The organism is Escherichia sp. AM3 (assembly GCF_032029835.1).
GTDB classification, from domain to species: Bacteria; Pseudomonadota; Gammaproteobacteria; order Enterobacterales; family Enterobacteriaceae; genus Escherichia; species Escherichia coli.
Window position 1 is genome coordinate 24631 of the sequence record NZ_JAVUPQ010000051.1, and the last position, 6236, is coordinate 30866.

The 6236-nt window shown below is 50.6% G+C and carries 5 protein-coding genes and 1 pseudogene; 1 reads left to right on the top strand and 5 read right to left on the bottom strand.

Annotation, left to right across the window (positions count from 1 at the left end; translation table 11 throughout):
* Nucleotides 1–64: 64 nt before the first annotated feature.
* Both lexA and dgkA read right to left on the bottom strand, forming a co-directional pair.
* Complete coding sequence (lexA, locus tag RTW80_RS16840; RefSeq protein ID WP_000646078.1) at nucleotides 65–673, bottom strand: transcriptional repressor LexA; 609 nt, start codon at nucleotides 671–673, stop codon at nucleotides 65–67.
* 109 nt (nucleotides 674–782) lie between these two features.
* Nucleotides 783–1151 (bottom strand): diacylglycerol kinase, encoded by a 369-nt coding sequence (gene dgkA / locus RTW80_RS16845; protein WP_000002907.1) that lies wholly within the window; start codon nucleotides 1149–1151, stop codon nucleotides 783–785.
* Between the two features lie 170 nt (nucleotides 1152–1321).
* Between dgkA and plsB the strand changes: the two genes are divergently transcribed.
* A complete protein-coding gene (gene plsB, locus RTW80_RS16850; protein WP_000017354.1) occupies nucleotides 1322–3745 on the top strand; it encodes a glycerol-3-phosphate 1-O-acyltransferase PlsB in 2424 nt (807 codons plus the stop codon).
* 154 nt (nucleotides 3746–3899) lie between these two features.
* Here plsB and ubiA read toward each other — a convergent pair whose 3' ends face one another.
* The 3 genes and pseudogenes from ubiA to RTW80_RS16865 form a co-directional block, all read right to left on the bottom strand.
* Nucleotides 3900–4772: a 4-hydroxybenzoate octaprenyltransferase gene (ubiA, locus tag RTW80_RS16855; RefSeq protein ID WP_000455227.1), complete on the bottom strand. Its 873-nt coding sequence runs from the start codon at nucleotides 4770–4772 to the stop codon at nucleotides 3900–3902.
* 12 nt (nucleotides 4773–4784) lie between these two features.
* Entirely contained in the window at nucleotides 4785–5282 is a 498-nt protein-coding gene (gene ubiC, locus RTW80_RS16860) for a chorismate lyase (protein ID WP_001295693.1), read from the bottom strand.
* Nucleotides 5283–5504: 222 nt separating this feature from the next.
* Nucleotides 5505–6161 (bottom strand): annotated as a pseudogene (locus tag RTW80_RS16865) (SopA family protein); the annotation flags it as partial.
* Nucleotides 6162–6236: the final 75 nt, after the last annotated feature.

Consider the following 6236-nt stretch of genomic DNA (forward strand, 5'->3'; position numbering starts at 1 on the left):
GCCTGATGAAGAGAGATGAAAAACAAACCGCGACGCCTGGCGGCATCGCGGTCTCAGAGATATGTTACAGCCAGTCGCCGTTGCGAATAACCCCAACCGCCAGCCCTTCAATGGTGAAGCTCTGCTGACGAAGGTCAACGACAATTGGTTTAAACTCGCTATTTTCTGGCAACAGTTCGACTTTATTGCCCTGTTTTTTCAGGCGCTTAACGGTAACTTCGTCATCAATACGTGCGACAACGACCTGACCGTTACGTACATCCTGAGTTTTATGCACTGCCAGCAAGTCACCATCCATAATGCCGATATCTTTCATCGACATCCCGCTGACGCGCAGCAGGAAATCAGCATTCGGCTTGAACAAGGAAGGATCGACCTGATAATGACCTTCAATATGCTGTTGCGCCAGAAGCGGTTCACCGGCAGCCACACGACCTACCAGCGGCAACCCTTCTTCCTCTTCCTGCAACAGACGAATCCCGCGTGATGCGCCGGAAACAATTTCAATAACGCCTTTGCGTGCCAGCGCCTTCAGATGTTCTTCAGCCGCGTTTGGGGAACGGAACCCCAAACGCTGCGCGATTTCCGCACGCGTCGGCGGCATACCTGTCTGGCTGATGTGATCACGGATGAGATCAAACACCTCTTGTTGCCTGGCCGTTAACGCTTTCATTCCGCCCCCTGGGTGTATATACAGTTATGCTGTGAGTATATACAGCAAAAGGCGATTTTGGAACCATAAACTGCACAATAAACCAGAGATTTATCGAAATCTGGAAGGGTTATCCAAAATGCGACCATAACAGGATGCACCAGGTTATCACGGCGACGATAATCGCAATCAGCACCGCGGCGGATCCCATATCTTTAGCGCGTCCGGAAAGCTCATGGTATTCAGAGCCAATTCGGTCAACCACTGCTTCGATGGCGCTATTGAGGATTTCCACAATCATCACCAGCATCACGGAGCTGATAAGCAGCACGCGGGTAATTGCGTCCACATCCAGCCAGCAGGCGATGACCACCGCCAACAATACCGCTACGCCTTCCTGACGGAATGCCGCTTCGTTGATCCATGCAGCGCGTAAACCTTTCCAGGAATAGCCAGCAGCTTTGATAATTCGGGTGAATCCAGTGGTATTATTGGCCATTGAAAGAACCTTTTTACATTATGAGCGTCAATATCAGTGTACCGTTAAATCCGATGATTCGGGTTTGCGTAACGCCGCGCGAAACATGAGCGGATACCACAGAATTTCCCATGACTTTCTGCTATCCTTGCCGCGCATTTGCATTATTAACCAGAGGCTTTACATCGTTTATGTCCGGCTGGCCACGAATTTACTACAAATTACTGAATTTACCATTAAGCATCCTGGTAAAAAGCAAGTCTATTCCGGCAGATCCTGCCCCGGAACTGGGGCTGGATACCTCTCGTCCAATTATGTACGTTTTACCGTACAACTCGAAAGCAGATTTGCTGACGTTACGCGCCCAGTGTCTGGCTCATGACTTGCCTGACCCGTTAGAGCCGCTGGAAATCGACGGCACGCTACTGCCGCGCTATGTGTTCATTCACGGCGGGCCGCGTGTATTCACCTATTACACGCCGAAAGAAGAGTCTATTAAGCTGTTCCACGACTATCTCGATTTGCACCGTAGCAACCCAAATCTGGATGTGCAGATGGTGCCAGTATCGGTGATGTTTGGTCGCGCGCCGGGGCGTGAAAAAGGCGAAGTAAACCCGCCGCTGCGTATGCTTAACGGCGTACAGAAATTTTTCGCCGTACTGTGGCTCGGTCGCGACAGTTTTGTGCGTTTCTCGCCGTCAGTTTCGCTGCGCCGTATGGCGGATGAACACGGCACGGATAAAACTATCGCACAGAAACTGGCGCGCGTGGCGCGTATGCACTTTGCCCGTCAACGTCTGGCTGCTGTGGGCCCACGTCTGCCTGCTCGTCAGGATCTGTTTAATAAGCTGCTCGCCTCCCGCGCCATTGCCAAAGCGGTAGAAGATGAAGCGCGCAGCAAAAAAATCTCCCATGAAAAAGCGCAGCAGAACGCGATTGCGCTGATGGAAGAGATTGCGGCGAATTTCTCTTACGAGATGATTCGCCTGACTGACCGTATTCTGGGCTTCACCTGGAACCGCCTTTACCAGGGCATCAACGTCCATAACGCCGAGCGCGTTCGCCAGCTGGCCCACGACGGTCATGAGCTGGTATATGTGCCTTGCCACCGCAGCCACATGGACTACCTGCTGCTTTCTTACGTGCTGTATCACCAGGGGCTGGTGCCGCCGCATATCGCCGCTGGGATCAACCTGAACTTCTGGCCGGCCGGGCCGATTTTCCGCCGTCTGGGGGCGTTCTTTATTCGCCGTACTTTTAAAGGCAATAAACTTTATTCCACCGTTTTCCGTGAGTATCTCGGCGAACTGTTCAGCCGTGGTTATTCCGTCGAGTACTTCGTGGAAGGCGGTCGTTCCCGCACGGGGCGTTTGCTGGATCCGAAAACCGGTACGCTGTCGATGACCATTCAGGCGATGCTGCGTGGCGGCACGCGTCCGATTACGCTGATTCCGATCTACATCGGTTATGAGCACGTCATGGAAGTGGGTACTTACGCCAAAGAACTGCGCGGCGCGACGAAAGAGAAAGAGAGCCTGCCGCAGATGCTGCGCGGTTTAAGCAAGCTGCGTAATCTCGGTCAGGGTTACGTCAACTTCGGTGAACCAATGCCGTTGATGACCTACCTTAACCAGCACGTACCAGACTGGCGTGAATCTATCGATCCCATCGAAGCGGTGCGTCCGGCATGGTTAACGCCGACGGTCAATAATATTGCTGCCGATCTGATGGTACGCATTAACAACGCAGGCGCGGCAAACGCCATGAACCTGTGCTGTACTGCGCTTCTGGCGTCACGTCAGCGCTCACTCACCCGCGAGCAGTTAACCGAGCAACTCAACTGCTACCTGGATCTGATGCGCAACGTACCTTACTCCACGGACTCTACCGTTCCTTCAGCCAGCGCCAGCGAGCTTATCGATCACGCGCTGCAAATGAACAAGTTTGAAGTCGAGAAAGACACAATCGGCGACATCATCATTCTGCCGCGCGAGCAAGCGGTGCTGATGACCTACTATCGCAACAACATTGCGCATATGTTGGTGCTGCCTTCGCTGATGGCGGCAATCGTCACCCAGCATCGCCACATCTCCCGCGACGTATTGATGGAGCACGTCAATGTGCTTTACCCAATGCTGAAAGCGGAGCTGTTCCTGCGCTGGGATCGCGACGAGTTGCCGGACGTTATTGATGCGCTGGCAAATGAGATGCAACGTCAGGGGCTGATTACCCTGCAAGATGATGAGTTGCATATCAACCCGGCGCATTCTCGCACGCTACAGCTGCTGGCCGCAGGCGCGCGCGAAACGCTGCAACGTTATGCCATCACCTTCTGGTTGTTGAGTGCCAACCCGTCGATCAACCGCGGTACGCTGGAGAAAGAGAGCCGCACCGTCGCGCAACGTCTCTCCGTGCTGCACGGCATCAACGCGCCGGAGTTCTTCGACAAGGCGGTGTTCAGTTCTCTGGTGCTGACACTGCGTGATGAAGGGTATATCAGCGATAGCGGCGATGCCGAACCGGCAGAAACGATGAAGGTTTATCAGTTGCTGGCGGAGTTGATTACATCAGACGTGCGTTTGACGATTGAGAGTGCGACGCAGGGCGAAGGGTAATCAGAGAGAATTGCCGGATGCGGCGAAAACGCCTTATCCGGCCTTCCATAATCTGCAAATTCAATAAATTGCGATGTGTTGTGTAGGCCTGAGAAGCGCCGCGCATCAGGCAACCCAGAAGAAAGCCGGATGATCATCCGGCTTTTTTACATCATCAGAAATGCCAGTAACTCATTGCCAGCCCTAAAAATAGTACCAGACCAACATAGTTATTATTCATAAATGCTTTAAAGCAGGCTTCACGCTCGCGGTTGGCAATCAGTTTTTGTTGATAAACAAACAGCGCGCCAGCCACCAGAATTGACCAGTAATATCCCCAGCCTAAGCCATTTAACTCACCGATGATCGCCATCAGTGCCAGTACGCCAATCTGCAAAATACCAATAATCAATTTATCGTATTGGCCGAACAGGATTGCCGTGGATTTAATGCCAATCTTCACATCATCATCGCGGTCAACCATCGCATACTGCGTGTCGTAAGCCACCGCCCAGAGAATATTGGCGAGGAACATTAACCAGCAACTCAATGGCACCGACTCACTCACAGCGGCAAAAGCCATTGGAATCGACCAGCCAAACGCCGCGCCCAGCACCACTTGCGGTAGATGGGTATACCGCTTCATAAACGGGTACACCCACGCCAGCGCTAGCGCGGCAATCGACAACAGAATGGTCATCGTATTCAGCGTCAGCACCAGTAAAAACGAAATCAGTACCAGCACGACAAACAGCGCGCGCGCCTCTTTCTCTGTTACCGCGCCGCTGGGAAGTGGTCGGTTCGCCGTGCGCTTAACATGACCATCAAACTTGCGGTCAGCATAATCATTCACCACACATCCGGCAGCGCGCATCAGCCAGACACCCGCGACAAACACCGCCAGGATCCAGAGCTGGGGAACGCCCGGTGTCGCCACCCACAACGCCCATAATGTTGGCCAGAGCAGCAGTAACGCGCCAATTGGCTTATCCGTACGCATTAAGCGATGAAACGCCAGCAGCTTATTCTGCGTCAGACTCCACTCCATATTTTTTTCCTCTTAGTACAACGGTGACGCCGGTAAAAACAGTTCTGTTAGCAACAGCGGTTTACCGCTTAATCGCAGGCGGGAACGTCGCCCCCACAGCCCGGCATCACGGCCTATCTCAATAAAGTCCCGGGTTAATGTCGATGATGTGAACAGATAGCGTCCTAACGGCGTTTTACCCAATTTTTGTAACGCCAGCTCCGGCCCGCTTAACGTTGACACAGGAACGACGGTACGACCGGCAAGCCACGGTTCACCATCGGCACATAACAAAATTTCACGTAACCAGTAACGAGACTCTTTCGGCAGCAGCGGCAGTTCTTCGGGGATTTCATTCTGCTCGACAAACCCTTCGCGGATCATCGTCACGCTTACCGTTTTTCCCTGCTGTTCAAAACGTTTTGTCATGGAATCCTCCAGCAACAGCCAGTCGAGCAGTTGCGGATCCAGGGCAGGGATCTCTTTAAAATAGCGCAGCGCACGCAGTTGCGTTAACGCGGGGTGTGACATGCCGAACTCTCCGTTACATAACGTAAAGGCATTGTATCGCAGAAAAGTGTTTACGGGAGATGTAAAGCAAATTAAGTGATCTAATACGCAACAAAAACGCAACAATCGCATGAAGTGGTAAAACGATGTTGAACCTTACGCTTTACCGATGCCCGTGCTGGCGAGGGCAACCGTAGGGGCATCACCGTCCAGGATGCCAGGAACGGTGATGTTTTCCTTTACTTAAACACCCTTATTCATTATACGATGAGCTCGCCAACTCGCAGTAAAAATTGGGAAAAGCGCATATTTACCATGAGATTTGGAGCTAAAAAGTGTTTCCTGAGTAAGATTAACAGGCAACATCTCATGTCTGGATTTGTAGATATACGTGGAATTCCAATTGGTATCTTTTGTAGGATTCAACATATCATGTAAGCGCTGGGAGCTTACCACCATAACTGGCCCATCATCGACTGAGGAGAACAGGATAAAGATATTATCGTTTCGTGTTAATTCATTCGTGTTAAAGGTTCTTAAATTATCTTCAGTTTCTATAAATATAGGTGAAACATCATCACTACGAATCCACTCTTTATAAAGATGCCAAACATTTGCTTTGATCATATCATCCGTTGATCGTAAGGCCTGATCGATAAGTTGGATAAAAAAATTGTTATTTTTATCAATTAGCCATTTATTCGTATTAAATCTGTTAATAAAATCGATCATCTGTTGGGTATCGAAATTCACCTCACTGAATCGATGTTGACGCATAAAATCATCGAACTTGTTATCTTCATCAGAATGGATATAACTGCGTATAATGGGATCTTTTATATAAGGACAATGGCTAAATATTTTCTTCATATTCTCAATAAAGTTTTTATTAACAATATTAGGTGATGCTGCCAACTTACTGATTTAGTGTATGATGGTGTTTTTGAGGTGCTCCAGTGGCTTCTGTTTCTATCA